Raw genomic sequence first — 15766 nt, forward strand, 5'->3', positions numbered from 1 at the left:
TAAACTGTGTACTGATTATTTTTAAAGCTCAGCATATTTGTAAAGGAGAATAAATGAAAACAGAAATACTTAGAGTTTTTAAAATTGTATTGCTATTTATTTCATTATTTGTGATTAATATTATATTCTTTAAAATTATTTCACTTTTAGGGTTTAGTATTATTATGACAGATTTAAGCTATTTGGTGCCTCCGTTATTTGCAACAATTGTATTGTTATTAATTAATAAATATAAAAAAACTAAGTAATTATTTAATTTGTATTGTTTTTTAGATTAATTATATATAAATACTGAAAATACAAATAACTACATGCATTTAACGGAAATTATTATAAATAATTAAATTTTTAATTTTAATAATTTATGGAGTTATCTAATCAAATAAATAGTCTGACTCAGGCTAATGCCTGAGTTTTTTTATTTTTATGGTGTTCCTACTAGGTCCAAAGGATTTGGAGCAGTTCCAAGTGGGACAAGGAAAAAAACAAGGACTATCTCAATAAATACTAACGCAAGCACAAGTATAAAATAGGCTAAATTGACTTATCGGTCTATTTATGATATAATATATCTTAACAATTAAACGGATAAGGGGTAATAATATGGCAATTTCTTATAAACCATTATGGCACTTATTGATAGAAAGAGAAATGAACAAAGAAGACTTAAAAAGAGCTGCAACCTGTAGATCCATTGAAAGAGGTATTAGATATCCTGATTAACTATAGTAATAATATTTATTCAGACAGGAGGAAATAAAGTGAGTCAAGAAAATAAGATAAATCAATCTTGCTGAGGTTCAATACAAAAAACCACTGGTACAGTGGAAGAAAAAGCAAATTGCCCCAAATGTCACAAAATAGGAGAAAAGGTTAAGAATATAACTGTAAAGCATATGGTATCAGAAAACCTTATGGGAAAGGTTGTAGATGAAGAAACTTACTATTTATGTATGAATGAAGATTGTGATGTCGTGTATTATAACTTAAACAATGAAAGAGTTTTTTATAAGGAAGACGTAAAAGTTCCTATATGGTTTAAAAAGGATGCAAATCCCAAATATATATGCTATTGCAACCAAGTTACAGAGCAACAAATTATAAATGCTGTTTTAGATGATGGTGCAAAGAATATTAAAGATATTATTAGACTTACAGGGGCAATGAAAAATGCAAAGTGCGAAATTAACAATCCTTTGGGTAAATGCTGTAGTCCTTTTATTCAAGAAACCATAAATAAAGCATTAAATAGCAAAAAATAGTTTGCGACAAATAATTTATAAAGTACGTCATAACAGTAATAAAATTAAAAATAATAAAAAACTATATAATTAAAATTTTAGAGGTTCAGATGTAAAAGTCTGGGCCGCTTTTTTATTTTCCCCGGAAAGGAGGTCACCTATATGGTAAATGATGAAGTTAATAATAAGGCTATAAATATTGAGATAAAAGTGGCTCAGTATTCAGCAAAGGCTATTTTAAAAGCTATGAAAAAGATTATAGAAGATGCCAATGAAAAAAGTCAACAACTTGCAGATTATATTAGTGAAAAAAGAAAAACCAATTCAAGGAAACTTAAGGATATGGTAAAGAAAGGTCATCTGGAAAATATTGATAAGCAAATCGAAAATAAATTCAATGCTTTTAAGGATTACGCATAAAGGCGTAAAATAAATTGGGGGTTTGTTAGAGATAAAGATACAAGACTTTATATTAACAATACAAACTACACAAAAGAAATGAATAATGAAAACTGTAAAAGGCTGGAAGATTTATTTTAATGCGTTGTTGGATGACAAGAAATTTAATAATGAAACTTTTAAAGAGATAGCATAAATGTTAACTCTTTTTATTACAAGAAAGGAGTTATATATGAATAAATTAGAACAAATAAGACAAGAGTCAAAAGAAATAAAAGACAAAATTGATGATACAGAAGAAAGACTAAGGCAACTAAAAAATTAAGAAAAGAAAATATTAAAACAAGACATAGTAAAAAGAAGAAAAGAAAGAACTCATAGACTCATAACAAGAGGAGCAATCTTAGAAAGCCTTATAGAAAATGCAGAAGAACTAACAGATGAAGAAATAAAAATTCTACAAGAAGAGGCAACAAAGACAATTTTTTTAATCTCTGATTTCCATGTACATAAAGTTAAAATATAAAAAACTTGATTTAATAGGCAAAATAATGTATAATAATTATGATTTAGAACGGAGGAAATTATGAAATTATTAATTGATACACAAGGCGGAGACAAAGCTCCTATAGCTATGTTAAATGCTGTGCAAATGGCAAAGAAAGAAAATAATTCTTTAGATTTTGTTTTATTTGGCGATAAAAAAGATATTGAAGAAGTTTTAGGCGCTGACGCAAAAAATTATGAGATAGTTCAAACTGAAGACATCATTACAAATGAAGACGAAGCGGCTCTATCCATTAGAAAAAAAGATAAAGCTTCCATAGTTTTAGCATCAAAGTACTTAGTAGAGCATGAGGACGCTGATGCATTTATATCAGCTGGTTCAACTGGCGCGCTACTTGCAGCAGCTATGCTTATAGTAAAGAGGATAGATGGCTTCAAAAGAGCGAGCATACCAACATTCTTGCCAGGATTAAAGGGACCAACACTACTATTGGACTCAGGAGCAAATGTTGACTGCGAACCAGAATTTATTTATGAGTTTGCAAAACTAGGCTCAAAATATGTAGAAAAGCTACTTGGCATTCAAAATCCAAAGGTTGCTTTAGTATCTAACGGTGCTGAAGCAAAAAAAGGCAATGAATTAACTAAGAAGGCTCATGAAATTCTTAAAAATTCAGAACTTAATTTTATTGGTAACATTGAAGCGAATGAGATACTTACAACTGAAGCAGATATAATTGTTCAAGATGGCTTCGTTGGCAATGTAATCTTAAAAGAACTTGAGGGTATGAGCAAAGTTTTTGTAGGCAATGTTAAAAACTTTATTATGCAAGATAATAAATATTTCTCATCAGATGAGATGAAGATGTTATTTATGAAAGATTTGATGTCTCTTATGGGACTAACTAAATATGGCGGATCACCTGTTTTAGGTGTAAATAAAGCGATAATCAAGGCACATGGCAACAGTGATGAGAAAGCTTTTTATCTAGCTATAAAAAATACTGTTGATTTTGTAAATTCTGGAGTTATAGAATATTTAAAAGAAAATTAGGAGGAACTATCGTGGAAGAAAAAATTAAAGAGATAATTGCTAAACAATTTAAAGTTGATGTAAAAGATTTAAAAGATGAAACAACATTTAAAGAAGATTTAAAGGCAGATTCCATAGCCATAGTTGAATTAATAATGAATTTAGAAGACGAACTAAATGTAAGCTTAGATGATGACAAGGTTACAAGCGTTAAAACTGTTGGAGAGGCAATCGCATTAGCCAAAGAAGCAATTAAATAATGAAAAGTTTTGATATATCCGATGCTCGCGAAAAGCTCAATAGCTTGCAGGCGATTATCGGATATACTTTTAATGATGAAAATTTGCTCTTCACTAGCTTGGTTCATAAGAGCTCGGAGGAGGCAAAATTTTTAACTAAAGCGTATAATGCTCAGAGCCTAGAGTTTTTAGGTGACAAGGTGCTTTCTTATGTTTTGGCGAAATATTTATTCACTAAGTACATAGACAAGGACGAAGGCACTTTATCTGAGCTTATTGCTATGCTTGGAAAGGCTTCGTACCAAAATATGGTTGCTAAAGACCTTCATTTAGACGAGTACATCTATATGGAGACTAATCTAAGGCTAAATCTCGATAAGACATCAATACTTGCTGATCACTTAGAAGCTTTGATAGCAGCTATTTACTTAGATTCAGACATTGACACAGCTGAAAAATTTATTTTGGATAAATATTTAAGGCATGCATATAAAGTTTTGGATGCAAAGAATGATTTTATAAACTATAAGAATATTTTAATTGAACATGCTCAAAAATATAATCTAGACTTAATATATACGCTTTTAAATGAATATGGACCTGATGATGACAAAAGTTTTGAGTATAAAGCTGAGCTTGATGGGCACAAAGCAATTGCCACAGCGAAGACAAAGAAGGCTGCTCAACAAATGGCAGCGAAAAAACTTGCGATTGAGATGAATTTGATACAATGAAAAAAAACTATATAATACCAATTTTTATACCGCATCTAGGCTGCCCGAACGATTGTATTTTCTGCAATCAAAAGAAGATTGCTAAGGACTATGATGCGCAAAAAGAAGAAAATATAAAAAATGATATAGAAAAATATTTGGCACTATATGAAGGAAAGAAGGATATAGAGCTTGCTTTTTATGGCGGAAGCTTTACTGCGCTTGATTATCCGCTTATGCTTAGCTACTTAAAGCTTGCAAATACATATATCGAGCGCGGTTTAATAGATAGCATAAGGATATCGACAAGGCCCGACGCTATTAGCGAAGAAATTCTTGATGAGCTTGAAAAGTATAAGGTAAAAATAATTGAGCTTGGTGCTCAGTCAATGAATGATGAGGTTTTAGCTGCACTAAAGAGAGGGCACAAGGCGCTTGATACTATTCGCAGCGCTAAAATGATTAAGGATAGAGGCTTTACTCTTGGACTACAGATGATGACAGGACTATATAAATCCACTAAAGATATGGATATAGCTACAGCTGAAGCGATAGCTGCGCTTGAACCAGACTTTGTAAGGATATATCCAACGCTTGTTATAAAAGAAACAGAACTATTGGATAGACTTGAAGATGGCTCATACAAGCCCTTAAAAGTTGATGAAGCAATTGATACGCTTAAGAGCATCGTTATAATATTTGAAGCAAAAGATATAGAGATAATTAGGATAGGTCTTCAAACTACTGATAATATTCAGCTAGGTAAGGACGTAGTGGCAGGGCCATTCCACCCGGCGATACGCTCGTTAACATACGAGGCTATCTACCTTGAAATCATAGAAGAATTTATCAAAATGAATAAAATTACTAGTGATTTTGCTATATCTTCTTCTAAAAAAGTAGCTTCTTATCTAAGTGGTTCGAATAAAGCTAATAGGCAGAAAATATATAATAAATATAAAATTAATTACGAGATAAAAGGCATTTTTGATGAGGATGACAGGCTATTGTTTTACGATGGAAGCCCACAAAGTTACTCATTTAAAGAGCTTATAAAGAACAAGTACGAAAGGGGCAAATATTTTGCGTTTAAATAAATTAATATTGAAGGGCTTTAAATCCTTCGCAAATAGAACTGAAATAGTCTTTACCCCTGGAGTTACAACGGTTGTAGGTCCTAATGGCAGCGGTAAGAGTAATATATCTGATGCTGTTAGATGGGTTTTAGGTGAGCAAAGTAATAAATCACTCAGAGCGAACAAGGCGAGTGACGTTATTTTTCAAGGAACTGAAGAGAAAAAAGCGCTTGGATACGCTCAAGTAAGCATAATATTTTCAAATGACGATAACGCATTACCTGTTGAATACCAAGAGGTTGAGGTCACAAGGCGCATGTATCGTTCAGGTGAGAGCGAATTTTTGATTAATAATAAAAAAGCTAGGATGAAGGACGTTAGAGAACTTTTCCTAGATACAGGCGTGGGTAAAGACGGCTACTCCATCATTGGCCAAGGAAGGATAGATGAAATTCTTTCAAATAAGCCAGAAGACAGAAGAGCCATCTTTGAAGAGGCATCAGGCGTTAGTAAATATAGATACAAAAAAGAAGAATCCTTAAGAAAGCTTGAGAAGACTGAAGCAAATTTACTCAGAATAAAAGATATTCTTTATGAGATAGAGCAAAATGAAGCGAGACTTAAGGGCGAATCAGAAAAGGCTAGGGAGTACAAAGGCCTTATGGAAGAGTACAAAAAGGTCGATGTATCTATATCATATAATGCTTATGAAAAAATCGAGAAAAATTTACTTAAATTTACTGCAGATAAAGATAGACTCATTGATGATTTAAAATTAAGCGAAATAAAGAATAAAGAAGTCGAAGAAAGCGCAGCGCCACTACAAGCTGAGCTTAAGAAATATGAGGCACTTATTGATGAGATTAAAGAGCAAAGAAATAAAGATCTAAGAGACTTTGATATCAACAGGCAAAAACTTGAAATAAACAAAGAAAAACTTAGATCAATCGAAGATAAAGTGCTTGACAATAAACTTAAAGAGAAAGAACATGAGAATAAATTATTAGAATCAGAAGAAAAGATAAAAACATTAACTCTTGTTAAAAAATCTAGCGAAGAAACTCTTTTGAATTTAGCAAATGAGCTTGAAAAGCTTAAAAATGAAAACGCTAGCTTTGACAGAACTAGCTATGATGACGCTATAAACATGGGTATGGAGCTTGATAAAAAGATTGAGGCGCTAAGATTAAGCATAGAAAATTATAAAAATAATAAAAATAGTCAAAACCAAAAACTTAAAGACATAGAGAAAAAGATTCGCGATAAAGAAAATGATTTAAACAAGCAAAATGATGAATTTAAAAAATATAATGAAGAGCTTAATGATTTAAATAATTTATTTAGCAAAAAAGAAGAGCTTTATAAAAAAGCTAAAGATGATATCACAGAAAAAGTAGATGATTTAGCGAAGTCTAAGGAAAATTATTTTGCTATGGAAAATGACCTTAGAGTTTTACAAAAAAGTTATGAGATGCACAAGAATCTTGAAGAAAACCTTGATGGCTACTACAGAAGCGTTAAAGAGATATCTAAAGCAGCAAAGAAAAATTATTTTAAATCAAATTCAAGACTTGTAGTTGATATATTTAATTGTGATGAAAAGTATTCACTTGCAATAGAATCAGCGCTACAATCGAATTTGCAAGCTATAGTCATAGATAGAGACGACGATGCCAAAGAATACATCGACTTTTTAAAGAAAAATAACTATGGTAGAGCAACTTTCTATCCACTTAATAGATATAATTTTAAATCTAATGAAAATTATAATATTAATGATAAAGATGCTATAGGTTTTGCGAGTGAACTTATTAACTATGATAAAAAATATGATAATTTATTTAATAGCCTTCTTCAAAGAACAGTTGTAACGACGACATTTGACGCTGCACTTAGAATATCGAAAGCTCATAAGCAATATAGATATGTTAGTTTGGATGGACAGATAATTAATTCATCTGGATCAATAGTTGGCGGTAGCCAAGTTAAATCTTCATTTATTTCGCGTAAACACATGCTTAATAAACTAATGGATGAGATAAATGAGAAGAAAAATGCTCTAGAAGATGCCAAAAAGCTTCTTATTAATAAGGAAGAAGAGATTAAATCAGAAAAAATCTCTTATGACAAGCTAAATGAAGATATATTAAGTATCAATGAAAAGATAAATACAGCTAAAAAAGAAATTAATTCACTTGAGATAAATATTACTTTTGCTCAAAGAGATATAAGCGAAGCAAAAACTCAAGTTGAAGAAATAAATAAGTCATTTGAAGCGCTTGATGAACACATTAGTCAAGGAAATAATGATTTAGATGCGCTTAATAAAGAAAAAGAAGAGCACGAGAAGAAGATAGAGCAAGAAAAAGAACTTATTAAGGGCTTTGAAGAAGAAAAAGAGAGACGAAATGAAAAGCTTCTTCAAATAAGCGTAGAAAAATCTACTTTAGAGCTAAAGCTTGAAAAAACGGTTGAAGATATCGCTTTTTCTGAAGAATATATTGCTAGATCAAATGATATAAAAGAAAGCCTTGCAAATGACTATAAAGAACTAAACCAAAATAAAGAAGCACTTGAGAATGAAAATACTAGCATCATGGACTTCTTGAAGAAAAATGAAGAGCTTGAGCAAGAATACATTGACAAGATCAATCAAAAGACAGATGAAAAAGAAAAGGTTTTATCCAAGATTTTTGATTTGCAAAATGAAATTAAGGCTTGTCAAGAGGGCATAATCGCCATCAAAGATGAGATTAACAAAAATGAGGTCCTACTTGCTCGTAACGAAGTAATGAAGGATAACATCAAAGAAAAGTTATCAAATGATTATTTTATAAATGTTGAAAATATTGATAAAGAAAGTCTTGTTAAGGCTAGTACAAAAGATTTAAAAGAGCTTCAAGAAAAGATTGATGCACTTGGCGATGTATCGTTATCATCTATAAAAGAGTATGAAGATACATTAACAAGATTAGAGTTCTTAAGAAAGCAATATGATGACATGCAAGATTCTAAAGAGGACCTACTAAATATAATTGATGATATCGATGAAACTATCAAGATAAAATTTAAAGATAATTTCAATATCATTCAAGGATATTTCTCAGAAATATTCCAAAACTTATTTGGTGGCGGTGAAGCGAAAATATATATAAGCGATGAAAATGACATACTTAACTCAGGTATTGAGATAGAGGCACGTCCACCAGGAAAGAGCATGCAATCACTAAGCCTACTATCAGGTGGAGAGAAGACATTAACGGCGATAGCACTATTATTCGCGGTACTAAAATCAAAGCCATCGCCATTCTGTATACTTGATGAGATAGACGCGGCTCTTGATGATGCCAACATAAGTAAGTACACGGCCTACCTTGACAGGATTAAGGACGAAACACAATTTATCCTTATTACTCATAGAAAGGTAACTATGGAGATATCGGACGCTATATACGGAATTACTATGAAAGAAAAGGGTATAAGCTCGATACTTTCGATGAAATTAACTTAAGAGGTGAAATATGTTTAACTGGTTTAAAAAGAAAAATAAAGATGAAGATAAAAAAGTTCAAGAAGAAAAAATTGATATATTGACAGAAGATGCTGATGCGGCGCAAATAAACGAAGATGCACATGAAAATGAAAAAATAAATTTCAATCAAGATGCGCAAAGCATTAATCAAAATCAAGGTAATGAAGAAAAAGTACAAGAAAAGCCCGAAGAGGTCAAAGAAGAAAAAACATCTTTCTTTAAAAGAATGTTTTCTGGACTTGAAAAGACAAGACAAAATCTAAATTATAAGCTTCAAACAGTATTCAAAGGAACTGACATTAATGATGATTTTTATGATGAGCTTGAAGAAGTTTTAGTCACATCAGACATTGGCGTTGAAACTGTTATGAATATTATCGATAATCTAAAAGAAAGAATCGTTAGAGAAAATGTTCTAGATAGAAAAGATGCTCTTCCTTTACTTAAAGATGAAATAAAAAGGATAATGAATGACAATATTACAACGAGAGATCTAAAGCTTGAGCCATCGCCAGCCATACTTTTAGTTGTTGGGGTCAATGGTGTTGGCAAGACGACTACCATAGGCAAGCTTAGCTACCAATTTAGACAAGAGGGTAAAAGTGTTTTAATCGCCGCTGCAGATACATTTAGAGCAGCTGCCATTGAACAGCTTAAAGAGTGGGCCAATAGAGCAAACGTTGATATCATTGCTCATGAAGAGTCAGCTGACCCAGCAAGCGTTATTTTTGATGCAATCATGGCGGCTAAGGCGAGAAAGACTGATATACTTATCTGCGACACAGCAGGCAGGCTTCATAACAAGCAAAACCTAATGAACGAGCTTAATAAAATTAAAAGAGTTATCGATAGAGAATTTCCAAACGCAGTTAAAGAGAATTTATTGGTTCTTGATGCGACAACTGGTCAAAACGCAATCATTCAAGCAAAATCATTTAAAGAAACAAGTGATATAACAGGCGTTTGTGTTACTAAACTTGATGGAACTGCAAAGGGGGGCGTAATCATCGCGCTTGAAAGTGAATTACACTTGCCAGTTAAGATTATAGGTGTCGGAGAAAAAATTGAAGACCTTCAAGCGTTTAACGTGGATGACTTCGTTGAAGCATTATTTTAAAAATATTTAAATAATTTTAAAAAAAGTATTGACAAAAGTCAATCTATATAGTATTATATTAACTGTCAAGTAAATAGCTTGACAGTTTTTTATGTGATAGCACTAAGAAAGAAACGAATTTTATAAGGAAAAAGATAAAATGAAAGTATTAGATGATTATATATATATCGGAAGGCTATTAGATTTTTATGGAAGCCTCTTAACAGAGAGTGAGTCAAAATCAGTTGATTACTACTACAACGAAGACTACTCATTAACAGAGATAGCTGAACTTCTTTCAATATCTAGACAAGCGGTGAGCCTTAACATTAAAAGAGCTATAGACAAATTGAAGTCTTTTGAGGATGCACTTAAGCTTATAGAAAAGTTTGAAAAGAAAAAAGAGGATAAAGAAAAATTAGAAATTATTTTTAAAGGTCTTTCAAGCTGTGACGATATAGATGAAATTAAAGGAAGAATTAAAGAAGCTGAAGAGATTATAAAAGAGATGTAAAAGGAGCAAGAATGATATTCGAGAGCTTATCAGAAAAACTACAAAAAACATTAGATGGCTTAAGGGGCAAGGGCAGACTTAGTGAAAAGGATGTTGACGCAGCACTTAGAGAAGTAAAGCTAGCCCTTTTAGAAGCAGACGTTAATTATAAAGTAGTTAAAAAATTTATAGATAATTTAAAAACAAGAGCCATTGGTTCAGAAGTTATGGAGAGCTTAACTCCTGGTCAACAAGTTATTAAGATAGTTAATGAAGAATTAATCAATCTTATGGGCAAGACAAAGGAAGGCTTAAATCTTAGCAAAAATCCAAGCATTATCTTGATGTGCGGTCTTCAAGGTGCAGGTAAGACAACAACAACTGGTAAACTTGCCATAAACCTTAGAAAGAAAGGCAGAAGACCACTTTTAGTTGCTTGTGACGTCTATAGACCAGCAGCTATTAAACAGCTAGAAGTAGTTGGTAAGTCAGTTGACGTGCCAGTATTTTCTATGGGAGATAAAATAAAGCCGCTAGATATAGCTAAAAGCGCTATAGAGCACGCTAAGAAGAATGGTAACGACATAGTTATAGTCGATACAGCAGGACGTTTACACATAGACGAAGTACTTATGGATGAGCTAAAAGGTTTAAAAGAAAATCTTGATCCATCAGAAATACTTCTTGTACTTGACTCAATGACAGGACAAGACGCAGTAAACGTTGCTAAATCATTTGATGATGCACTTGGCATAACTGGTGTTATCTTAACAAAACTAGATGGCGACGCTAGAGGCGGTGCGGCACTTTCAATTAGAGCCGTAACTGATAAACCAATCAAATATGTTGGTATGGGCGAAAAGATGGATGAGCTTGAAGAGTTTCATCCAGACAGATTAGTTTCAAAGATACTTGGTATGGGAGACGTACTTACTCTTATTGAGAAAGCACAAAGCAATATTGACCAAAAGAAGGCTATGGAGCTAGAGAAAAAACTAAGGGAAGAAACATTTACTCTTGATGACTTCCTAGGTCAAATAGCTCAGATGAGAAACCTAGGACCAATTGAAAATATACTTCAAATGATACCAGGAATGAATTCAAAAGCCTTAAAGGGCATTAATGTAAGTGATAAAGATATAGGCAGAGTTGAAGCCATCATCAGAAGTATGACTATGAAGGAGAGAATGACTCCAAATATAATCAATGCTTCAAGAAAAAAGAGAATTGCACTGGGAAGTGGCACGACAACTAATGATGTTAACAAGCTTCTAAAGCAATTCGAAGATACAAAGAAGATGATGAAACGCTTTGGTAGCATGGAAAAGTCTATGAAAAGAAAAGGAAAATTCAATTTTCCATTTAATATATAATTTTAAGGAGGTGAGATTGTGGTAAAAATTCGTTTAAAAAGAATGGGATCAAAAAAGAATCCATTTTACAGAATCGTTGTAGCTGATTCAAGAAGAGCTAGAGATGGCAAGTTCATCGAACAACTTGGTTATTATGACCCATTAACTGAGCCAAAGACAATTAAATTTGATCAAGAAAAGGCTGAACAATGGATAGCAAATGGAGCTAAAGCAAGTGAAACAGTTCAAAGATTATTCAAATCTCAAGGATATGATATAACAGCAAAAACTGCTAAGAAAGCTGAAGCAACAGAAGAAACAGAAGCTGCAGAAGCTTAGGATGTGGGGGTTAATATGAAAGAATTAGTTGAATTTTTAGCAAAATCTATTGTTGATAACAAAGACGATGTTAAAGTTACAGTTAATGAATCAGCAAACGAGGTCAACATTGATCTATATGTAAATCCAGATGATATAGGCAGAGTTATTGGTAAAGGCGGTAAGGTTGTTAAAGCAATCAGACTTATTGCTGGAGCTACTCTTAAAGACTCAAGAAGAATTAATTTAGAAATAAGGGAATAAATCTTGGATCTTATTAAGATAGCAAAGATTGTCTCTAGCCATGGCTTAAATGGAGAGGTAAAAATCTTTCCATACACAGATGATTTAAATGGTTTCAAAGAGTACAAAAAAATCTATGTCGATGGAGAAGAGCTTGAGATTATAAGTCAAAAGATAGCTTCAAAATTTATTGTACTTAAGTTAAAGGGCTTTGATTATATTGATGATGTCAAAAGACTTATTGATAAGGATACTTTTATTGATAAAGCCCAAATGCCTTCACTAAATGAAGGCGAGTACTATATTCATGAGCTTATAGCCATGGAAGTATATAGTGAGGCTAACGAATTTATTGGCACTGTTAAAGATGTCATGGAAACTGGCGCAAATCATGTGCTTGTTATTGATCATGACGGAAAGGAAGCACTTATTCCTTTTGTTAAAGCCTTTATCAAAGAACTTGACTTGAAAAATAAAAAGATCAAAGTCAAACTCATAGAAGGTATCTTATGATAAAGTTTAACGTCTTAACGCTATTTCCTGAGATGTTTACAGCACTTACTGATTTTAGTATAATCAAAAGAGCTATAGATAATGAACTTATAGAGATCAATCTTATTAATTTTAGAGATTATTCTAAGGACAAGCACAATAAAGTTGATGATTACCCTTATGGCGGCGGCAGCGGCATGCTTTTAAGAGCTGATGTTCTTAAGAACTGCTTAGAAGACATTAAGCCAAAAAGGCTTATCTATCTTTCACCAAAGGGCAAATTATTCAATCAAGACTTGGCTAAAGAATATTCAAAACTTGACGAGATAACAATTCTTTGTGGGCACTACGAAGGTTTAGATGAGAGGATCATCAAAAACTATGTCGATGAAGAGCTATCTATTGGGGATTATGTATTGACTGGTGGTGAACTACCCGCTATGGTAATCATAGATACTATATCGAGGTTAGTTGATTCAGTAATAAAAGAAGATTCGTATTCAGACGAAACTCACATGTCAAATTTTTTAGAATATCCTCAGTATACCAGACCTTATGATTTGGACGGGGACAAGGTTCCAGAAGTATTACTTAGCGGAAACCATCAAGATGTTGATGACTTTAGACTCATTGAGTCATTTAAGGCAACTGTTAGAAACAGGATAGATTTACTTGATTTTGCTAAGCTAGATAAAAAGGAAATGAAAAATTTGAGAGAAATTTTAAATAAACTAAAGAAGGAGGACTAAGATGGACTATATAAAGATGCTTGAAGCACAACAATTAAAAGACAACATTCCTCAATTTCATGTAGGTGATACTATTCAAGTACACTATAAAGTTGTAGAAGGTACACGTGAAAGAATCCAAGTGTACGAAGGTACTGTAATTAAGAGACAAAACGGCGGAGCTAAAGAAACATTTACAGTAAGAAGATTGTCTTATGGTATTGGTGTTGAAAGAACATTCTTACTACACTCTCCAAGAATTGACAAAATCGTTCTTGTAAGAAAAGGTAGAGTTAGAAGAGCTAAACTTTATTACTTAAGAGACAGAGTTGGTAAGTCTGCTAAAGTTAAAGAAAAACAATCATTTTAATTAAGTTAAAGACATTCTATATGAAGAGTGTCTTTTTTCTTTGCAATATTTATTTACATTGACTATTTTTTGTGATAATATAGAAGATAGTTAGGAAGGTGTATGTTATGAACATAAATTGGTACCCTGGACACATGAAAAAGACCAGAGAGTCTTTACTAGAGATGTCAAAGTTAGTCGATATAGTTATAGAGCTAATAGATGCAAGAGCGCCTATGTCGAGCACTAACCCAATAATTAAAGAAATTACAGAAAATAAAGCTAAAATAATATTATTAAATAAAGCTGACTTAGCAGACGATAAAGTGAATAAGAAGTGGATAGCTCATTTTAAGGACGCAAAGTGCATTGAGTTTAACGCGAAAAATAAATCAAACGTGAAGAAAATTATTGACTTATCGCGCAAGGAGGTTGATAAATATCATGAGGAGCATAAACAAAGAGAGCACTTCGGACCTATCAAGGCCATGGTTGTCGGTATACCAAATGTTGGCAAGTCTACTTTTATTAATTTAATGAACAATAGAAAGAGCCTAAAGACAGGCAATAAACCAGGTGTAACGAAGAAAAATCAATGGATCAAGGTAGATAATGACTTTATGCTGCTGGATACACCAGGCGTTTTATGGCCAAAATTCGAAAGCCAAGAGATAGGCTTGAACCTTGCCTTCATCGGCTCAATCAAAGATGAGATACTTAATAAAGACGATATAGCCATCGCTTTAATTAAATTTCTAAAAGAGCATTATAGCGGTGCGCTTAATGCGAGATACAAGGTGAATGAAGACGCTACAGAGCTTGAAATACTTGAAGAGATAGCGAAAAACAGAGGCTTTATACTTAAGGGCAATGAACTTGATGTATACAAAGCCATAAATATATTAGTAGATGAGTTTAGAAATGGACTTTTAGGAAGAATTTCGCTTGAGGAGCCATTAGATGAATAAAGATTATGAAAACAAACTTTTTGATGAAGGTCACAAAATTGTACTAGGCATAGATGAAGTAGGTAGAGGCCCCTTTTTTGGAGATGTACTTGCTTGCGCCATAGCTTTTGACAAGGACTTTTTTATGGAAGAAGTTAATGATTCTAAAAAACTCAGTCAAAAAAAGAGAGAAAAACTTTATAAAGAGCTTGTTAAAAATGCTATCGGCATTGGTATTGGCAAGGCGAGTCCTGAGGAAATTGATGAAATAAACATCAAAGAAGCAACTCATCTAGCTATGCAAAGGGCAGTAGAGGATTTTCATGACAAGATGAATAATAAAGTTACGCCTGATATAATTTTGATTGACGCAGAAAAAATTAAGGTAGATATAGAGCAAAGAGCTATTGTCCATGGCGATGCTACTGTATTTACTATAGCTGCGGCAAGTATTGTTGCAAAAGTTTTAAGAGACGCTGAGATTACTTATTTAGCACAGAAGTATCCAGAGTATGACCTTGAGAATAATAAGGGCTATGGCACTAAAAAGCATAGAGAGGCCATTTTAAAATACGGTCCAACGCCGCTACATAGAAAAACTTTTTTGAGAAATCTTTTGGGTAATAATGATGCAAAATAATTTTAATAGAAAAGACAATAGAAAAAAAGGGAGATTTGGCGAAGAAGAGGCTAAAGAATTTCTTCAAAATGAAGGCTACTTTATACTCGATCAAAACTATCAAGTAAGAGATGGCGAGATTGACATAATTGCAAGAGACGATGAGTATCTAATTTTTGTTGAAGTTAAGGCAAGAAACAAGATGGACTACGGTAGGCCCATGGAGGCAGTTACTAAATCCAAGCAAAAGAAGATAATCAAAACTGCCGAGTATTATTTGTATGAGCATCAAAACTTAAATTATCAGCCAAGATTTGATGTTATTGAAGTAAATTTTTCTACGAATAAAATAAAGCATATTAAAAACGCATTTTGGATAGGAGATTGAA

19 protein-coding genes and 1 pseudogene are annotated in these 15766 nt (G+C 32.6%); all 20 read left to right on the forward strand.

Annotated features, from left to right (window positions below):
- Positions 1 to 53 precede the first annotated feature (53 nt).
- The 20 genes and pseudogenes from M1R53_RS03140 to M1R53_RS03235 all read left to right on the forward strand — a co-directional run bounded on the left by M1R53_RS03140 (position 54) and on the right by M1R53_RS03235 (position 15765).
- Positions 54 to 248 carry a hypothetical protein gene (locus M1R53_RS03140; protein WP_106017934.1) on the forward strand — a complete coding sequence of 65 codons (195 nt, stop codon included), beginning with the start codon at positions 54 to 56 and terminating at the stop codon, positions 246 to 248.
- 555 nt (positions 249 to 803) lie between these two features.
- On the forward strand, positions 804 to 1262 hold the full coding sequence (locus tag M1R53_RS03145) for a Csac_0668 family 2Fe-2S cluster-binding (seleno)protein (RefSeq protein ID WP_479723591.1): 459 nt from the start codon (positions 804 to 806) through the stop codon (positions 1260 to 1262).
- Between the two features lie 141 nt (positions 1263 to 1403).
- Positions 1404 to 1661, forward strand: coding sequence for a hypothetical protein (locus M1R53_RS03150; RefSeq protein WP_019214686.1), 258 nt, complete (start codon positions 1404 to 1406; stop codon positions 1659 to 1661).
- A gap of 211 nt (positions 1662 to 1872) precedes the next feature.
- A pseudogene (locus M1R53_RS03155) lies at positions 1873 to 2166 on the forward strand (DUF3847 domain-containing protein).
- 60 nt (positions 2167 to 2226) lie between these two features.
- Positions 2227 to 3201, forward strand: coding sequence for a phosphate acyltransferase PlsX (gene plsX, locus M1R53_RS03160; protein WP_249243044.1), 975 nt, complete (start codon positions 2227 to 2229; stop codon positions 3199 to 3201).
- An 11-nt stretch (positions 3202 to 3212) separates the two neighbouring features.
- Positions 3213 to 3440, forward strand: a complete 228-nt coding sequence (locus tag M1R53_RS03165; RefSeq protein ID WP_019214689.1) for an acyl carrier protein — start codon at positions 3213 to 3215, stop codon at positions 3438 to 3440.
- Complete coding sequence (locus M1R53_RS03170; protein ID WP_249243045.1) at positions 3440 to 4153, forward strand: ribonuclease III family protein; 714 nt, start codon at positions 3440 to 3442, stop codon at positions 4151 to 4153. Before M1R53_RS03165 ends, M1R53_RS03170 begins: the two co-directional genes overlap by 1 nt.
- Entirely contained in the window at positions 4150 to 5229 is a 1080-nt protein-coding gene (locus M1R53_RS03175; RefSeq protein WP_249243046.1) for an elongator complex protein 3, read from the forward strand. Before M1R53_RS03170 ends, M1R53_RS03175 begins: the two co-directional genes overlap by 4 nt.
- Positions 5216 to 8719: a chromosome segregation protein SMC gene (gene smc, locus M1R53_RS03180; RefSeq protein ID WP_249243047.1), complete on the forward strand. Its 3504-nt coding sequence runs from the start codon at positions 5216 to 5218 to the stop codon at positions 8717 to 8719. Before M1R53_RS03175 ends, smc begins: the two co-directional genes overlap by 14 nt.
- Before the next feature lie 247 nt (positions 8720 to 8966).
- Positions 8967 to 9857, forward strand: coding sequence for a signal recognition particle-docking protein FtsY (ftsY, locus tag M1R53_RS03185; protein WP_346428869.1), 891 nt, complete (start codon positions 8967 to 8969; stop codon positions 9855 to 9857).
- A gap of 139 nt (positions 9858 to 9996) precedes the next feature.
- The gene (locus M1R53_RS03190) at positions 9997 to 10350 is read left to right on the forward strand and encodes a sigma factor-like helix-turn-helix DNA-binding protein (RefSeq protein WP_070598715.1); all 354 of its coding nucleotides are present in this window, start codon (positions 9997 to 9999) and stop codon (positions 10348 to 10350) included.
- 11 nt (positions 10351 to 10361) lie between these two features.
- Positions 10362 to 11702, forward strand: a complete 1341-nt coding sequence (gene ffh, locus M1R53_RS03195; protein WP_249243049.1) for a signal recognition particle protein — start codon at positions 10362 to 10364, stop codon at positions 11700 to 11702.
- 15 nt (positions 11703 to 11717) lie between these two features.
- Entirely contained in the window at positions 11718 to 12020 is a 303-nt protein-coding gene (gene rpsP, locus M1R53_RS03200) for a 30S ribosomal protein S16 (protein ID WP_249243191.1), read from the forward strand.
- A 15-nt stretch (positions 12021 to 12035) separates the two neighbouring features.
- Positions 12036 to 12263, forward strand: coding sequence for a KH domain-containing protein (locus M1R53_RS03205; protein ID WP_019214697.1), 228 nt, complete (start codon positions 12036 to 12038; stop codon positions 12261 to 12263).
- A 3-nt stretch (positions 12264 to 12266) separates the two neighbouring features.
- Complete coding sequence (gene rimM / locus M1R53_RS03210; protein WP_249243050.1) at positions 12267 to 12755, forward strand: ribosome maturation factor RimM; 489 nt, start codon at positions 12267 to 12269, stop codon at positions 12753 to 12755.
- The gene (gene trmD / locus M1R53_RS03215) at positions 12755 to 13483 is read left to right on the forward strand and encodes a tRNA (guanosine(37)-N1)-methyltransferase TrmD (RefSeq protein ID WP_487317988.1); all 729 of its coding nucleotides are present in this window, start codon (positions 12755 to 12757) and stop codon (positions 13481 to 13483) included. Before rimM ends, trmD begins: the two co-directional genes overlap by 1 nt.
- 1 nt (position 13484) lies before the next feature.
- Positions 13485 to 13832, forward strand: coding sequence for a 50S ribosomal protein L19 (gene rplS / locus M1R53_RS03220; RefSeq protein ID WP_249243052.1), 348 nt, complete (start codon positions 13485 to 13487; stop codon positions 13830 to 13832).
- A 107-nt stretch (positions 13833 to 13939) separates the two neighbouring features.
- The gene (ylqF, locus tag M1R53_RS03225; protein WP_106017927.1) at positions 13940 to 14779 is read left to right on the forward strand and encodes a ribosome biogenesis GTPase YlqF; all 840 of its coding nucleotides are present in this window, start codon (positions 13940 to 13942) and stop codon (positions 14777 to 14779) included.
- Positions 14772 to 15398, forward strand: coding sequence for a ribonuclease HII (gene rnhB / locus M1R53_RS03230; protein WP_249243053.1), 627 nt, complete (start codon positions 14772 to 14774; stop codon positions 15396 to 15398). The genes ylqF and rnhB overlap by 8 nt, the downstream gene beginning before the upstream one ends.
- Positions 15385 to 15765, forward strand: coding sequence for a YraN family protein (locus M1R53_RS03235; RefSeq protein WP_249243054.1), 381 nt, complete (start codon positions 15385 to 15387; stop codon positions 15763 to 15765). Before rnhB ends, M1R53_RS03235 begins: the two co-directional genes overlap by 14 nt.
- Position 15766: the final 1 nt, after the last annotated feature.

The organism is Fenollaria massiliensis, assembly GCF_023347705.1.
GTDB classification, from domain to species: Bacteria; Bacillota; Clostridia; order Tissierellales; family Peptoniphilaceae; genus Fenollaria; species Fenollaria massiliensis.